General features: G+C 50.5%; 13 protein-coding genes. 10 read left to right on the plus strand and 3 right to left on the minus strand.

Annotation, left to right across the window (positions count from 1 at the left end; all coding sequences use genetic code 11):
• The first annotated feature begins 103 nt into the window (after positions 1-103).
• From GUC46_RS04785 to GUC46_RS04795, 3 genes are read left to right on the plus strand one after another with little or no spacing between them, the layout of a single operon-like run.
• Complete coding sequence (locus GUC46_RS04785; protein WP_044713406.1) at positions 104-418, plus strand: hypothetical protein; 315 nt, start codon at positions 104-106, stop codon at positions 416-418.
• A 12-nt stretch (positions 419-430) separates the two neighbouring features.
• Positions 431-1,216: a DUF4225 domain-containing protein gene (locus GUC46_RS04790; RefSeq protein WP_049003080.1), complete on the plus strand. Its 786-nt coding sequence runs from the start codon at positions 431-433 to the stop codon at positions 1,214-1,216.
• 4 nt (positions 1,217-1,220) lie between these two features.
• On the plus strand, positions 1,221-1,568 hold the full coding sequence (locus GUC46_RS04795) for a hypothetical protein (RefSeq protein ID WP_016150908.1): 348 nt from the start codon (positions 1,221-1,223) through the stop codon (positions 1,566-1,568).
• Positions 1,569-2,219: 651 nt separating this feature from the next.
• Here GUC46_RS04795 and GUC46_RS04800 read toward each other — a convergent pair.
• Positions 2,220-3,044: a MurR/RpiR family transcriptional regulator gene (locus tag GUC46_RS04800; protein ID WP_003034131.1), complete on the minus strand. Its 825-nt coding sequence runs from the start codon at positions 3,042-3,044 to the stop codon at positions 2,220-2,222.
• A gap of 165 nt (positions 3,045-3,209) precedes the next feature.
• Between GUC46_RS04800 and GUC46_RS04805 the strand changes: the two genes are divergently transcribed.
• The 3 genes from GUC46_RS04805 (at position 3,210) to queE (ending at position 6,198) form a co-directional block, all read left to right on the plus strand.
• The gene (locus GUC46_RS04805; RefSeq protein WP_061549758.1) at positions 3,210-4,766 is read left to right on the plus strand and encodes a maltose/glucose-specific PTS transporter subunit IIC; all 1,557 of its coding nucleotides are present in this window, start codon (positions 3,210-3,212) and stop codon (positions 4,764-4,766) included.
• Positions 4,766-5,455, plus strand: a complete 690-nt coding sequence (locus tag GUC46_RS04810; RefSeq protein ID WP_003846548.1) for an N-acetylmannosamine-6-phosphate 2-epimerase — start codon at positions 4,766-4,768, stop codon at positions 5,453-5,455. Before GUC46_RS04805 ends, GUC46_RS04810 begins: the two co-directional genes overlap by 1 nt.
• A 71-nt stretch (positions 5,456-5,526) precedes the next feature.
• On the plus strand, positions 5,527-6,198 hold the full coding sequence (gene queE / locus GUC46_RS04815) for a 7-carboxy-7-deazaguanine synthase QueE (RefSeq protein WP_003034139.1): 672 nt from the start codon (positions 5,527-5,529) through the stop codon (positions 6,196-6,198).
• A 91-nt stretch (positions 6,199-6,289) separates the two neighbouring features.
• Here the strand turns inward: queE and queD are convergent, their stop codons facing one another.
• Positions 6,290-6,652: a 6-carboxytetrahydropterin synthase QueD gene (gene queD, locus GUC46_RS04820; protein ID WP_003034142.1), complete on the minus strand. Its 363-nt coding sequence runs from the start codon at positions 6,650-6,652 to the stop codon at positions 6,290-6,292.
• Between the two features lie 305 nt (positions 6,653-6,957).
• Here queD and cysJ point away from each other — a divergent pair, with 305 nt between their 5' ends.
• From cysJ to cysH, 3 genes are all read left to right on the plus strand, one after another.
• Positions 6,958-8,757 carry an NADPH-dependent assimilatory sulfite reductase flavoprotein subunit gene (cysJ, locus tag GUC46_RS04825; RefSeq protein ID WP_160179862.1) on the plus strand — a complete coding sequence of 600 codons (1,800 nt, stop codon included), beginning with the start codon at positions 6,958-6,960 and terminating at the stop codon, positions 8,755-8,757.
• Complete coding sequence (cysI, locus tag GUC46_RS04830) at positions 8,757-10,469, plus strand: assimilatory sulfite reductase (NADPH) hemoprotein subunit (RefSeq protein ID WP_003034148.1); 1,713 nt, start codon at positions 8,757-8,759, stop codon at positions 10,467-10,469. The genes cysJ and cysI overlap by 1 nt, the downstream gene beginning before the upstream one ends.
• A gap of 83 nt (positions 10,470-10,552) precedes the next feature.
• Positions 10,553-11,287, plus strand: coding sequence for a phosphoadenosine phosphosulfate reductase (cysH, locus tag GUC46_RS04835; protein ID WP_003846550.1), 735 nt, complete (start codon positions 10,553-10,555; stop codon positions 11,285-11,287).
• A gap of 44 nt (positions 11,288-11,331) precedes the next feature.
• Here cysH and GUC46_RS04840 read toward each other — a convergent pair whose 3' ends face one another.
• Positions 11,332-12,375, minus strand: a complete 1,044-nt coding sequence (locus GUC46_RS04840) for an aminopeptidase (protein ID WP_003034151.1) — start codon at positions 12,373-12,375, stop codon at positions 11,332-11,334.
• 254 nt (positions 12,376-12,629) lie between these two features.
• On the opposite strand from GUC46_RS04840, the gene cysD reads away from it, so the two are divergent.
• A complete protein-coding gene (gene cysD, locus GUC46_RS04845) occupies positions 12,630-13,538 on the plus strand; it encodes a sulfate adenylyltransferase subunit CysD (RefSeq protein ID WP_130715420.1) in 909 nt (302 codons plus the stop codon).
• Position 13,539: the final 1 nt, after the last annotated feature.

Consider the following 13,539-nt stretch of genomic DNA (forward strand, 5'->3'; position numbering starts at 1 on the left):
TGATCTTTCTCACTTTGTTATTATTTTACTAAGAGTAATTTAATGATGTGATTATTTTGTATGTATTTTTTATATTTATCATTAACAATAATAGAAATATTGAATGAATAACGAATTGGAAGACATACTGGCGAAAGCGGGCATGAAAAAAAAGGATGCTGCTATCCTAATAAAGTTGGCAAAACTGAAAAATATCAGCTTAAGTCGGGCATTTTTTCTCTATGCCTGGACATATTACGCCTGGAGTGCTGCTTTACTATTGGCTGTGATTTTTGCATCGTTTTCTGAGGGGATAGAGTTCTTTATAGTGAACGTTTTCTTCTGTATGGCTGTAGCTCTTGTTTCACTCTTCTTTACGCCCTTTGTCATAAATTTAATTTGGAGCATTAAGATTCAATATAAATTGCTTGGGAAATAACAGGAGGTTATTTTGAGTAGTTATGGATTAATGAATTTGCAACGTGAAAAAGAAAAGATTGACCGACTTGTCTATGATATCAGTTTTCAATATCTTAATGATCTAGATATACGTTCAAAATATATGTTAGAAGAACGTAGGGTTACATCATATTTTCTTGATGAATATCGTTATGGGAAATTAGATTTTGGCAGAGCGATGGATAGATTACGTGAATATCATATGTCTTTAACTAACCATCATATGAATTTAAGAATGGGGAGTGTTAAATTATATGCAATAGCTGAGCGTGAAAGAGAACGGCACTCTACGCTTACAATAACATTAAAGCGAGTTGGATTCATTAGTGGATCAATGCAAGTTATCGGTGGGTTTGGTTTATGTAAAGCAAGCCTTGGTGCTGCATGTAAAAGTTATGGGGTCCCTTTAATGATGCAGGGAAGTGAGAATGTTTGGGAAAATGGTTATTATTTACTATATCATGAAGACCCCAAAAGAATGCCTTTGAGGTATGCCTACCGCCAGGTAGCTAAACTTTTGGGGAGTGATGATAAGGGTGGTGATATTGCTTTTTCAACGGGAGATCTTGTTCTTTCATTTGGTTCAGCCTCAACGCTGACCTTGAGAACAGATTCGTGGAAATTATTCCGCTATATACAGGAAGATTATATCCGCAGTTGGAGAACCTTGGGGGCAGTCGGGGTGGCTAGTGAGTTAACCGGTGATGTAGTTAGTGGATTCACTATTTATCAACTTTTTGGTGGAGAAAGTACTAACTGGGCTGAATTGAGGGAATAAGGATATGATCTTCAAAGCATATGATCAGAATGATAAGTCTTTAACTGAAAGTATTAAACTTGCGGGTTTGAGTGAGTATAAAGCACAGAAACTTATTCGTTTTGCTAATGAAAACAAAGTGAATATACAAAAAGCCTATTTATTAACAGATGCAAGTATCATTAAGGTTGATATTATCATGGCTTTTGTTATGTCATTTTTTATATTTTCAATTGGACAAGAAGATTACACTGAGTTATTGGTGCTCTTTTTAATATTCGGGTTGTTGTTTTTTGTTATTGAGTTAACTTGTCGGCTTCATAAAAATTACCTTAAGGTTTGGAAAGTTTATATCAAGTTACGAGGAATCTAAGTGATTAATCTGGTGTTATTTTAAAGGGGAGTCAAGTGATGTTTTATATATTGCAATGACTTTAACTGATGATTGTTATGAATAATGATATAAAATCTATACTCGTGAATGCTGGAATGAAAGAAAAAAATGTTCGTTTCTTGCTTAAATTAGCGAGAAAGAAAAACATCAGCGTAAGCCGAGCTTTCTTTCTCTACGCCTGGAAATACTATGCCTGGGGTGGCGCGTTATTCTTCTCTATGCTTTTCCCTGCATCAATGGGAGGGTTTGAGCTATTTATAATGTGCATACTTTGTTGCCTCATCTTAGTCTTGATTTCAGTCTTCTTTAACCCTTTCTTTATCAATCTGGTTTGGAGTATCAAGTTACAGCTCAAACTAATGGGTAAGCGGTAGAAAAACTAAACTCGATATACTTTCTGGTGAACAGGGGAGTCTTACCTTAAACAAGCGCAGCGTACGACCCGTTTTCGGAATCTGGGAAAATTATTGCTTATCTTCATACTGAGAACGCTAACAATACCCATTCACGAGATGTTTCAGACTTCTTCAAGAAGAGGGGGACTTTGCCGGCATCCCCACTATTTCTATTTGTAATCCTGTTCTTTAACTCTTAACGTAAAAACCCGCTGCGGCGGGTTTTTTTATGCTTTTAAAGCAGTAGAGGAAGTGTTGCGCTGGCGGTTTGCTGGCTCACATCGCTATACTTTTCATCCAGCGCAATCAGCGACGTGGTGAGAAGTTCTACCAACAGCATCACACCCACCTTGGCGTTTAGCGCACCAGCACTCAACGGACCTTCTGGTTTGGCTGCGACCAGTTGAATATCGCTCAGCGAAGCCAGCGGACTGCGCGGCGTATTACTCAGCGCCAGTACGCGCACGCCTTGCTTACGCGCCAGTTTCACGACATGCAGCAGATCGCGCGTGGAGCCTGAACTGGAGATCGCTACCACGAGCGTATTTTTGCTAAGCGTAGTGGCATTCATGGCTGCGCGGTGCATGTCGCTGAACAGTTGCGCGGGTTTGCCGAGGCGCAGGAGTTTGTAATGTAAATACTCCCCCAGAATAGCGCTGGCCGCTACGCCATAAATCTGTACCGACTGAGCCTGATGTAGCGCCAGAGCGGCGGATTCCAGTAATGTCCTGTCGAGTAACTTTGCTGTGTCCTGCAGCGCTTGCACGGATTCATTGACCACATTGTCAATTTCATCCCCGCTGTGCTCTACCGGCTGTCCTTGCTGGAGATCGAGAGCCAGCGCCATTTTGAATTCGTTATAACCCTTACACCCAAGCGTGCGGCACAGACGTGTGACGCTCGCCTCGCTGGTGTCGCTTTCACGCGCCAGTTCGGTAATCGTCAGGTAGACAACTTTTGCCGGATCACTAAGCACAAACTCTCCCAGCTTCTGCTGTGTTCGGCTATATCCGTCAACGCCCTGGCGCAATCTCAGCAGCAGGTTTTCATTTTCTGACATGCAAAATCCTTAATGCGTTTCTCTGCTGATAGTGTGGCGGAAAGCAGGGGAGAGATGCCAGTCATTTTAAAAAAGTATGATCGGCTTCCTGGTTTTTGATGATAATTTTCATTTAAATAAATAAATATGGTAAAAATTTTCATCATTAATCTGGGAGATGAAAAAATGATGCAAATGTTTAGCGGCGCCTCATCGGGCGCATGGTTTGAAAAGGCACAGCGGTTCGGCAAATCGTTCATGCTGCCGATTGCGGTACTGCCCGCTGCGGGGCTGTTGCTAGGGATTGGCGGCGCGCTGTCGAATCCAAACACATTGACGGCGTATCCGTTTTTGGACGTTGACTGGTTACAGGCAATCTTCACGATCATGACCAGCGCAGGTTCTATTGTGTTTGCCAACCTGTCGGTGCTTTTTGCGGTGGGTGTGGCAGTAGGACTGGCGAAAACGGACAAAGGCACCGCCGGGCTTGCTGCATTGCTGGCATTTCTGGTGATGAACGCCACCATCAACGCTTTATTGACACTCAACGGAACGCTGGCGCACGAGAATCCCGGTGCCGTAGGCCAGGGGATGACGCTGGGTATTCAGACGCTGGAAACAGGCGTATTTGGTGGGGTGGTGATTGGGCTTGTCACCTGCGCGCTGCATAGCCGTTTCAATAAAGTCTCGCTGCCTCAGTTCCTTGGTTTCTTCAGCGGTTCGCGCTTTGTGCCGATTATTAGCTCCCTTGCCGCGATTGTAGTGGGTGCGGTCATGACGGTGGTTTGGCCGCATTTCCAGAAACTCATTTTTGGACTGGGTGGTCTGGTGGATGCGACCGGTTATCTGGGTACGCTGTTGTACGGCTTCATCCTGCGTATGCTTGGCCCACTGGGGTTACACCATATCTTTTATTTACCGTTCTGGACCACAGCGCTTGGCGGGAGTGAAATCGTCAACGGCCAGTTGGTTGAAGGCACGCAGCGTATTTTCTTCGCGCAACTTGCCGATCCGAATACGCAGCAGTTCTATGCGGGCACCTCGCGCTTTATGTCCGGGCGCTTTATCACCATGATGTTTGGCCTGCTTGGCGCATGTCTTGCGATGTACCATACTGCAAAACCAGAGAACAGAAAGCTTGTCGCCGGACTGCTGTTGTCGGCGGCCCTGACCTCTTTCCTGACGGGGATCACTGAGCCTATCGAGTTCTCCTTCCTGTTTGTCGCACCTGTGTTATACATCATTCACGCCTTCTTCGATGGTCTGGCGTTTATGATGGCGCATATTTTACATATCACCATCGGGCAAACCTTTTCGGGTGGGCTTATCGATTTCCTCCTCTTCGGCGTGCTACAGGGGGAAGCGAAAACCAACTGGATGTACGTCCCTCTGGTTGGGGTTCCGTGGTTCTTTCTTTACTACTTCACCTTCCGCTATTTGATTAACCGCTTTAACTGGCTGACGCCGGGGCGTGAGAACGCTGCCCAGGTGGAGTCCGGTATGCCTCAGAGCGAACGCGCAGCAGCCGTCATCGCCGGGCTGGGAGGTAAAGAGAATCTGGAAGAGGTGGACTGTTGCGCCACACGTCTGCGCGTGACGGTAAAAGAGAGTAGCAAGGTCGATGAAGCGGCGCTGAAAGCGACCGGAGCGCGTGGCGTAATTATTCGCGGCAACGGGGTTCAGGTGATTTATGGCCCGCATGTCACCATCATCAAAAACGAAGTCGAAGAGATCTTATCGTAATGAAAACTGTACTGGATTCCCTGAAAGGTAAATTAATCGTCTCCTGCCAGGCGCTGGAAAATGAGCCCCTGCACAGTCCGTTTATTATGTCGCGTATGGCGCTGGCGGCAGCGCAGGGAGGTGCTGTAGGTATTCGTGCGAACAGCGTGGTGGACATTCGCGCGATCAAAGAGAGCGTCTCCCTGCCGGTGATTGGGATTATCAAGCGCGATTATCCGGGTAGCGATGTGTTTATCACGGCCACGCTCCAGGAAGTGGATGAGCTAATGACCGTTGAGCCGGAGATTATTGCTCTGGATGCGACAGCGCGCCCGCGCCCAGGTGGACAAACGCTGGAAGAATTAGTTATGCAAATCCGCGCTCGCTACCCGTCTGTGCTGCTGATGGCGGATATCGCCACCATAGACGAGGCGGTGACAGCTGAGCGTCTGGGTTTTGACTGCGTGGGCACCACGCTCTACGGCTACACCGCTGACACTGCCGGGCATGTGCTGGCGGAAAACGACTGCGGTTTTTTACGTGAGGTATTGGCGGCGGTCAGCGTACCTGTCGTGGCAGAAGGAAACGTCGATACTCCGGAACGTGCCGCACGATGCCTGGAATTAGGTGCCCATACCGTGGTGGTTGGTGGCGCAATCACGCGTCCGCAGCAGATAACGGCACGCTTTGTCGCGGCGATCGCCTCGTAAAGCATCGATGGGGCATGATACTTTGGCGGGGATCTGCGATAATTATCGTTTATCCCCATATTGAGAGCGCTATGCAGTACCCGATTAACGAGATGTTCCAGACCCTGCAAGGTGAGGGTTACTTTACCGGCGTCCCCGCCATTTTTATTCGTTTACAGGGATGCCCGGTTGGCTGTGCCTGGTGCGATACCAAACACACCTGGGATAAGCTTGAGGATCGGGAAGTCTCCCTGTACAGCATCCTGGCCAAGACCAAAGAAAGCGACAAATGGGGGGCGGCGAGCAGTGAGGATCTGCTGGCGGTCATTTCGCGTCAGGGGTATACCGCCCGTCACGTGGTGATCACCGGCGGCGAGCCCTGCATTCATGACCTGATGCCGCTGACTGACCTGCTGGAAAAGAACGGCTTTAGCTGCCAGATTGAAACCAGTGGTACCCACGAAGTACGCTGTACGCCGAATACCTGGGTGACCGTATCGCCGAAGGTAAATATGCGTGGCGGTTATGATGTGCTGTCGCAGGCGCTGGAGCGCGCGAATGAAATCAAACATCCGGTTGGTCGCGTTCGCGATATTGAAGCGCTGGATGAACTGCTGGCGACGTTGAGCGACGACAAACCACGAATCATCGCCTTACAGCCAATCAGCCAGAAAGAAGATGCGACGCGTTTGTGTATTGATACCTGTATTGCGCGCAACTGGCGTCTGTCGATGCAAACCCATAAATATCTGAATATTGCCTGATAACTGTGCCGGGAGCGTTTCGCTTACCCGGCCAGAGTTTGTTGCTCGTTGCAGGCCGGATAAGACGCATTGCCATCCGGCAAGCCTACAATCACTCGCCGCGGTACACGCAGCCTGCTGTGCAGGTTTCTTTCACCATTACAGCACTTAGCAGAGGGACCACAGGTTTAATCTGATCCCAAATCCATTTGGCCAGCACTTCACTGGTTGGATTTTCTAAGCCAGGAATATCGTTCAAATAGTAGTGATCGAGTCTGTCGTAAGTCGGCTTAAACGCGGCTTTTAACTCAGCAAAATCCATGATCCAACCGGTATGCGGATCGACTTCACCGGTAATTTCAAGACGCACCATAAATGAGTGACCATGCAGGCGGCCACACTTATGCCCTTCCGGTACGTGCGGCAGGCGGTGAGCGGCTTCGAAGGTGAAATCTTTAAACAAGGTGGTGGACATTATTTACTCTCAAGAATGCGAAAAACCGCCGTAGGGTACCGTAAAGCACAATTTTTATCATTAGTTAAAAGGGCGCTAAGCATCAGAACGTCATATTTACGCTGTTAATGTTTGATAACTATTTATATATCATATAGTTATTAAATCGTTTTTGTCGTTAATGACTATAACTAAAACAGGTTAGTCCATTTGGTTATTTGTTATTTCTATCCCTTCTTTAATTGTTACTATCCCCGCCGTTAACCTTATCTTCAGTTTGGGTTTTATTGCTGAAATCCGCTTTGCTTACTGGAACATGACAACGCATGACGACACAGGCCCCACCTTCCGCTCTGCTACCGCTAAACCCGGAGCAACTGGCACGCCTTCAGGCAGCCACGACCGATTTCACTCCCGCACAGCTTGCGTGGGTTTCTGGCTATTTTTGGGGCGCGCTGAATCAGCAGCCTGGTAGCAATGCAGCGGCGCTTGCGCCTGTCGCTGAAATGCCAGGCATTACGCTTATCTCCGCCTCGCAAACCGGTAATGCGCGTCGTGTGGCGGAAGCCCTGCGCGATGATCTGATCGCCGCGAAGCTCAACGTCACTCTGATCAACGCTGGCGACTATAAATTCAAACAAATCGCCAATGAAAAACTGCTGATCGTGGTGGCGTCGACGCAAGGGGAAGGTGAACCGGCGGAAGAAGCCGTGGCGTTGCATAAATTCCTGTTCTCGAAAAAAGCGCCGAAGCTGACCGATACCGCCTTTGCGGTGCTGGGCCTTGGCGATACCTCCTATGAGTTTTTCTGTCAGTCAGGAAAAGACTTCGATGCGAAACTGGCTGAGCTGGGCGGTGAACGTCTGCTCGACCGCGTCGATGCCGACGTGGAATACCAGGCCGCCGCCGCTGAATGGCGCGCGCGTCTGGTCGAGGTACTGAAAGCCCGCGCGCCGGCGGCGCCATCGGTGCAGGCCGTGGCGGGCGGCGCGGTGAACGAGATTCACTCCAGCCCCTATACCAAAGAAGCGCCGCTGACGGCGTCGCTTGCGGTGAATCAGAAAATTACCGGCCGTGACTCTGAAAAAGACGTACGCCATATTGAAATTGATTTAGGTGATTCCGGCCTTCGTTATCAGCCGGGCGATGCCTTGGGCGTCTGGTATCAGAATGACCCGGATCTGGTTAAAGAACTGGTTGAACTGCTGTGGCTGAAAGGTGATGAACCGGTGACGGTTGAAGGCAAAACCTTGTCGCTCGCTGAAGCGTTGCAGTGGCATTTCGAGCTGACGGTGAATACCGGCAATATCGTGGAGAACTATGCCACCTTAACCCGCAGCGAAACATTGCTGCCGTTAGTGGGTGACAAAGCACAGTTGCAGCATTATGCCGCCACCACGCCCATCGTCGATATGGTGCGCTTTTCCCCGGCGCAACTGGATGCTCAGGCGTTAGTTGATCTTCTGCGTCCGTTGACGCCGCGTTTGTACTCCATTGCCTCTTCTCAGGCGGAAGTGGAAAGCGAAGTGCACGTCACCGTGGGCGTGGTGCGTTATGAGATAGAAGGCCGCGCCCGTGCTGGTGGTGCTTCCAGTTTCCTCGCCGACCGCGTGGAAGAAGAAGGTGAAGTTCGCGTGTTCATTGAACACAACGACAATTTCCGCCTGCCGTCAAACCCGCAGACGCCGGTGATTATGATTGGCCCGGGTACGGGAATTGCACCGTTCCGTGCTTTCATGCAGCAGCGTGCGGCTGATGGAGCCGAAGGCAAAAACTGGCTGTTTTTCGGTAACCCGCACTTTACCGAAGATTTCTTGTATCAGGTGGAATGGCAGCGTTACGTCAAAGAGGGCGTACTGAGCCGTATCGATCTCGCCTGGTCCCGCGATCAAAAAGAAAAAGTCTACGTACAAGATAAACTGCGCCAACAGGGCGCGGAACTGTGGCGCTGGATTAACGACGGTGCCCACATTTATGTCTGCGGCGATGCCAATCGTATGGCGAAAGACGTTGAGCAGGCGTTGTTGGAAGTGATTGCCGAATTCGGTGGTATGGATATCGAAGCGGCGGATGAATTTTTAAGTGAGCTGCGCATTGAGCGCCGTTATCAGCGAGATGTCTACTAATGAGCGAAAAACATCCAGGACCATTGGTGGTCGAAGGCAAACTGTCCGACGCTGAGCGTATGAAGCTGGAAAGCAACTATCTGCGCGGTACCATTGCCGAAGATTTAAACGACGGCCTGACCGGCGGGTTTAAAGGCGACAACTTCTTGCTGATCCGTTTTCACGGTATGTACCAGCAGGACGACCGCGATATCCGCGCCGAACGTGCCGAGCAAAAGCTGGAGCCGCGTCACGCGATGCTGCTGCGCTGTCGTCTGCCGGGTGGAGTGATCACCACCAAACAGTGGCAGGCGATCGACAAGTTCGCCCATGACAACACTATTTACGGCAGCATTCGTCTGACCAACCGTCAGACCTTCCAGTTTCACGGCATTCTGAAGAAGAACGTTAAGCCGGTACACCAGATGCTGCACTCCGTCGGCCTGGACGCACTGGCGACCGCCAACGATATGAACCGTAACGTGCTGTGTACCTCCAACCCGTATGAATCTGAGCTGCACGCCGAAGCCTACGAGTGGGCGAAAAAGATCTCCGAACATCTGCTGCCGCGCACCCGCGCCTATGCAGAGATCTGGCTTGATCAGGAAAAAGTTGCGACCACTGACGAGGAGCCGATCCTCGGTCAAACCTATCTGCCGCGTAAGTTTAAAACCACGGTGGTGATCCCACCGCAGAACGACATCGATCTGCATGCCAATGACATGAACTTCGTGGCGATTGCGGAAAACGGCAAGCTGGTGGGCTTTAACCTGCTGGTGGGCGGCGGTTTGTCCATTGAGCATGGCAATAAGAAAACTTACGCCCGGACGGCAAGCGAATTTGGTTATCTGCCGCTTGAGCATACACTGGCTGTGGCGGAAGCGGTGGTGACGACTCAGCGTGACTGGGGTAACCGTACCGATCGTAAAAACGCCAAAACCAAATACACGCTGGAACGCGTAGGCGTTGAGACCTTTAAAGCTGAAGTTGAGCGCCGCGCGGGGATCAAGTTTGAGCCTATCCGCCCGTACGAGTTCACCGGTCGCGGCGATCGTATCGGCTGGGTGAAAGGGATCGACAATAAATGGCATCTGACGCTGTTTATTGAAAACGGTCGTATCCTGGATTATCCGGGCCGTCCGTTGAAAACCGGTCTGCTTGAGATCGCGAAGATCCACAAAGGTGAGTTCCGTATTACCGCGAACCAGAACCTGATCATTGCAGGTGTTCCTGAGAGTGAAAAGGCGAAGATCGAGAAGATTGCGCAGAAGAGTGGCTTAATGAATGCGGTCACTCCGCAGCGTGAAAACTCGATGGCCTGCGTGTCGTTCCCAACCTGTCCGCTGGCGATGGCGGAGGCCGAGCGCTTCCTGCCAACGTTTATCGACAACATCGACACGCTGATGGCGAAGCACAGCCTGAGTGATGAAAATATTGTGATGCGTGTGACTGGCTGCCCGAACGGTTGCGGCCGCGCGATGCTGGCGGAAGTTGGTCTGGTGGGGAAAGCGCCCGGACGTTACAACCTCCATTTAGGGGGCAACCGTATTGGAACTCGCATTCCCCGGATGTTTAAAGAGAACATCACCGAGCCGGAAATTCTGGCATCGCTGGATGAACTGATTGGGCGCTGGGCGAAAGAGCGCGAAGCGGGTGAAGGCTTCGGTGACTTTACGGTGCGTGCGGGCATTATTCGCCCGGTGCTCGATCCTGCCCGGGATTTCTGGGAATAATGTGAAATTGACTTATCGGGTCTGCTGAATCGGCAGACCTGATAAGCGCAGCGCCATCAGGCAAGGCAAACAGTGAGGAACTTATGTCCAAACTCGATCTCAACGCGTTGAACGAACTGCCGAAAGTTGAACGCGTTATGGCGTTGGCGCAAACCAACGACCAACTGGAAAAATTGAGCGCCGAGGATCGCGTGGCGTGGGCGCTGGAAAACCTGCCTGGCGAATATGTACTGTCATCAAGTTTTGGTATTCAGGCGGCAGTGAGCCTGCACCTGGTAAATCAGGTTCGCCCGGATATCCCGGTGATCCTCACCGATACCGGTTATCTGTTCCCGGAAACCTACCAGTTTATTGACGAGTTAACGGACAAGCTCAAGCTTAATCTGCAAGTCTACCGGGCGAAGGAAAGTGCGGCCTGGCAGGAAGCGCGCTATGGCAAACTGTGGGAGCAGGGCGTTGAGGGCATTGAAAAATACAATGACATCAACAAAGTCGAGCCGATGAACCGGGCATTGCAGGAGCTGAAAGCGCAGACCTGGTTTGCCGGTCTGCGCCGTGAGCAATCGGGCAGTCGTGCGCATTTACCGGTGCTGGCTATTCAGCGTGGTGTGTTTAAAGTTCTGCCGATCATCGACTGGGACAACCGTACGGTTTACCAGTATCTGCAAAAGCATGGTCTGAAGTACCATCCACTGTGGGATCAGGGCTATCTGTCAGTCGGCGATACCCATACCACCCGCAAATGGGAGCCGGGAATGGCGGAAGAAGAGACGCGGTTTTTTGGGCTGAAAAGAGAGTGCGGGCTGCACGAAGGCTAACTGTTAAAAGCCCGGTAACGTTTACTTATTACCGGGCTTCTTCTTCAGGATTTACCTGCTTTCGCCAGTTCTTTTACCAGCGGCAGCATAATGCGTACTACGTCGCGGCTACGGCGCTCTATCCGGCCCGGTAAGGCTTTATCGATATGCTGCTGGTTATCCAGTCGCACATCATGCCAGCTGTTGCCAGACGGGAACGAGGCGCTTTTGGCGCGCTGTTGGTAGCCATCTTTCTTGCCTAGGTTCCAGTTGGTCGCTTCAACGGAGAGCACAGCAATACCCGCGTCGTCGAAGACCTCCGCATCGTTACAACATCCTGTACCCTTCGGATAGTCTTTGTTCAGGCCTGGATTGGTGCTGGCTACAATGCCGCGACTATGCGCGATAGCCAGTGCCCGGTCGCGCGTTAGTTTTCGCACCGCTTCCGGGGTTTTCTTACCGCTGTTGAAATAGAGCTTATCACCGACAATCAGGTTATCGAGGTTGATAACCAGCAGCGTGTTTTTCTTCTCGGCGGCGCTCATTCGCTTCAGGATGTTCTCCGCGCCCAGTTTGCCTTCTTCCTCGCCGCTGGTGGCGATAAATCGGATGCCGTACTGCGTCGGCACGTCTTTGAGTTTTTCCGCCAGTTCCAGCATCACGCCAACACCTGCGGCGTTGTCGTCGATCCCTTGCAGGGTTAATCCACCCAGATTGGCATCTGAATCGGCATCGCTTTGTGCGGCGTAGGTGTCGAGGTGCGCCATAATAATAATCTGCTGCGGCGCTTTGCCTTCATGTGCTGCAATAACGGTGCTTCCCGTTACGTTATGCCAGTTTTTACGGTTATTTTTGGCGGTATAAACATAACGGCTATTAAACGTCCGAATATCACTGCTGTAGCCCATCTGCTGAAATTGCTGACGTATATAATCAGCGGATAACATTTCAGCCGGAGATCCCGTCACGCGGCCCGGGAAAAACGTTGCGATATATCGAGCCTGGGTATTTGCGATATCGCCAGGTTTGGAGGATGTTGCCTGTGCAGGAAGGATAAAACACGCGCCGAGCGCCATGGCAGCAATAAGGTGGCGCGTTGCGGAAAACATAATGAGTCCTTAAATACCAAGCAGAAATTTTCAGCCGCTAGTATGAAACTGTGATCGAGGTAAAACAATTTCATTTGCTCCTAAATGCCCGAAATCCGGTAGCTTAAGCACTTTTTGATATTTGCTTTTCCGGATCGTTATTCCTTTGAGGAACTACTCATTCCAATTCGTAATTTCATTCGCCCTCTTGCCCTCCCTATAGTCAGGTTATCTGAGCATCGTTAGCAAAATAACGGCATTACATAGGAACGGTTATGGATCAAAAACGACTTACCCACCTGCGGCAACTGGAAGCGGAAAGCATCCATATCATTCGTGAGGTGGCCGCCGAGTTTTCTAATCCGGTGATGATGTATTCCATCGGCAAAGATTCCAGCGTAATGCTGCATCTGGCGCGTAAAGCGTTTTATCCAGGCACGCTGCCGTTCCCATTACTGCACGTTGATACCGGCTGGAAATTCAGCGAAATGTACGCGTTTCGTGACCGTACGGCGAAAGCCTACGGCTGCGAACTGCTGGTGCATAAAAACCCGGAAGGGGTGGCGATGGGCATCAACCCGTTCGTCCACGGCAGCGCCAAGCATACCGACATTATGAAAACCGAAGGGCTGAAGCAGGCGCTCAATAAATACGGTTTTGATGCCGCGTTTGGCGGTGCTCGTCGTGACGAAGAGAAATCACGTGCCAAAGAGCGTATTTACTCTTTCCGCGATCGTTTTCATCGCTGGGATCCTAAAAATCAGCGCCCGGAGCTGTGGCACAACTACAACGGACAAATTAACAAAGGCGAAAGTATTCGCGTCTTTCCGCTCTCCAACTGGACCGAACAGGATATCTGGCAGTACATCTGGCTGGAAAATATCGACATCGTGCCACTGTATCTGGCGGCGGAGCGTCCGGTGCTTGAACGCGATGGCATGTTGATGATGATTGATGACGACAGAATCGATCTGCAACCCGGGGAAGTGATTAAAAAACGCATGGTACGTTTCCGTACGCTCGGTTGCTGGCCACTGACAGGCGCGGTGGAGTCGAATGCGCAGACGCTGCCAGAAATTATCGAAGAGATGCTGGTCTCAACCACCAGTGAACGTCAGGGCCGCGTGATTGACCGCGACCAGGCGGGCTCCATGGAGCTGAAGAAACGTCAGGGGTATTTCTAAG

This window comes from Citrobacter sp. LUTT5 (assembly GCF_009905315.1).
In the GTDB taxonomy this organism is placed as follows: Bacteria; Pseudomonadota; Gammaproteobacteria; order Enterobacterales; family Enterobacteriaceae; genus Citrobacter; species Citrobacter freundii.

Coding starts and splice junctions, on each gene's coding strand:
- GUC46_RS04785 (WP_044713406.1), top strand. CDS start 104: ATGAATAACGAATTGGAAGACATACTGGCGAAAGCGGGCATGAAAAAA.
- GUC46_RS04795 (WP_016150908.1), top strand. CDS start 1,221: ATGATCTTCAAAGCATATGATCAGAATGATAAGTCTTTAACTGAAAGT.
- GUC46_RS04800 (WP_003034131.1), bottom strand. CDS start 3,044: ATGTCAGAAAATGAAAACCTGCTGCTGAGATTGCGCCAGGGCGTTGAC.
- GUC46_RS04805 (WP_061549758.1), top strand. CDS start 3,210: ATGATGCAAATGTTTAGCGGCGCCTCATCGGGCGCATGGTTTGAAAAG.
- GUC46_RS04810 (WP_003846548.1), top strand. CDS start 4,766: ATGAAAACTGTACTGGATTCCCTGAAAGGTAAATTAATCGTCTCCTGC.
- queE (WP_003034139.1), top strand. CDS start 5,527: ATGCAGTACCCGATTAACGAGATGTTCCAGACCCTGCAAGGTGAGGGT.
- queD (WP_003034142.1), bottom strand. CDS start 6,652: ATGTCCACCACCTTGTTTAAAGATTTCACCTTCGAAGCCGCTCACCGC.
- cysJ (WP_160179862.1), top strand. CDS start 6,958: ATGACGACACAGGCCCCACCTTCCGCTCTGCTACCGCTAAACCCGGAG.
- cysI (WP_003034148.1), top strand. CDS start 8,757: ATGAGCGAAAAACATCCAGGACCATTGGTGGTCGAAGGCAAACTGTCC.
- cysH (WP_003846550.1), top strand. CDS start 10,553: ATGTCCAAACTCGATCTCAACGCGTTGAACGAACTGCCGAAAGTTGAA.
- GUC46_RS04840 (WP_003034151.1), bottom strand. CDS start 12,375: ATGTTTTCCGCAACGCGCCACCTTATTGCTGCCATGGCGCTCGGCGCG.
- cysD (WP_130715420.1), top strand. CDS start 12,630: ATGGATCAAAAACGACTTACCCACCTGCGGCAACTGGAAGCGGAAAGC.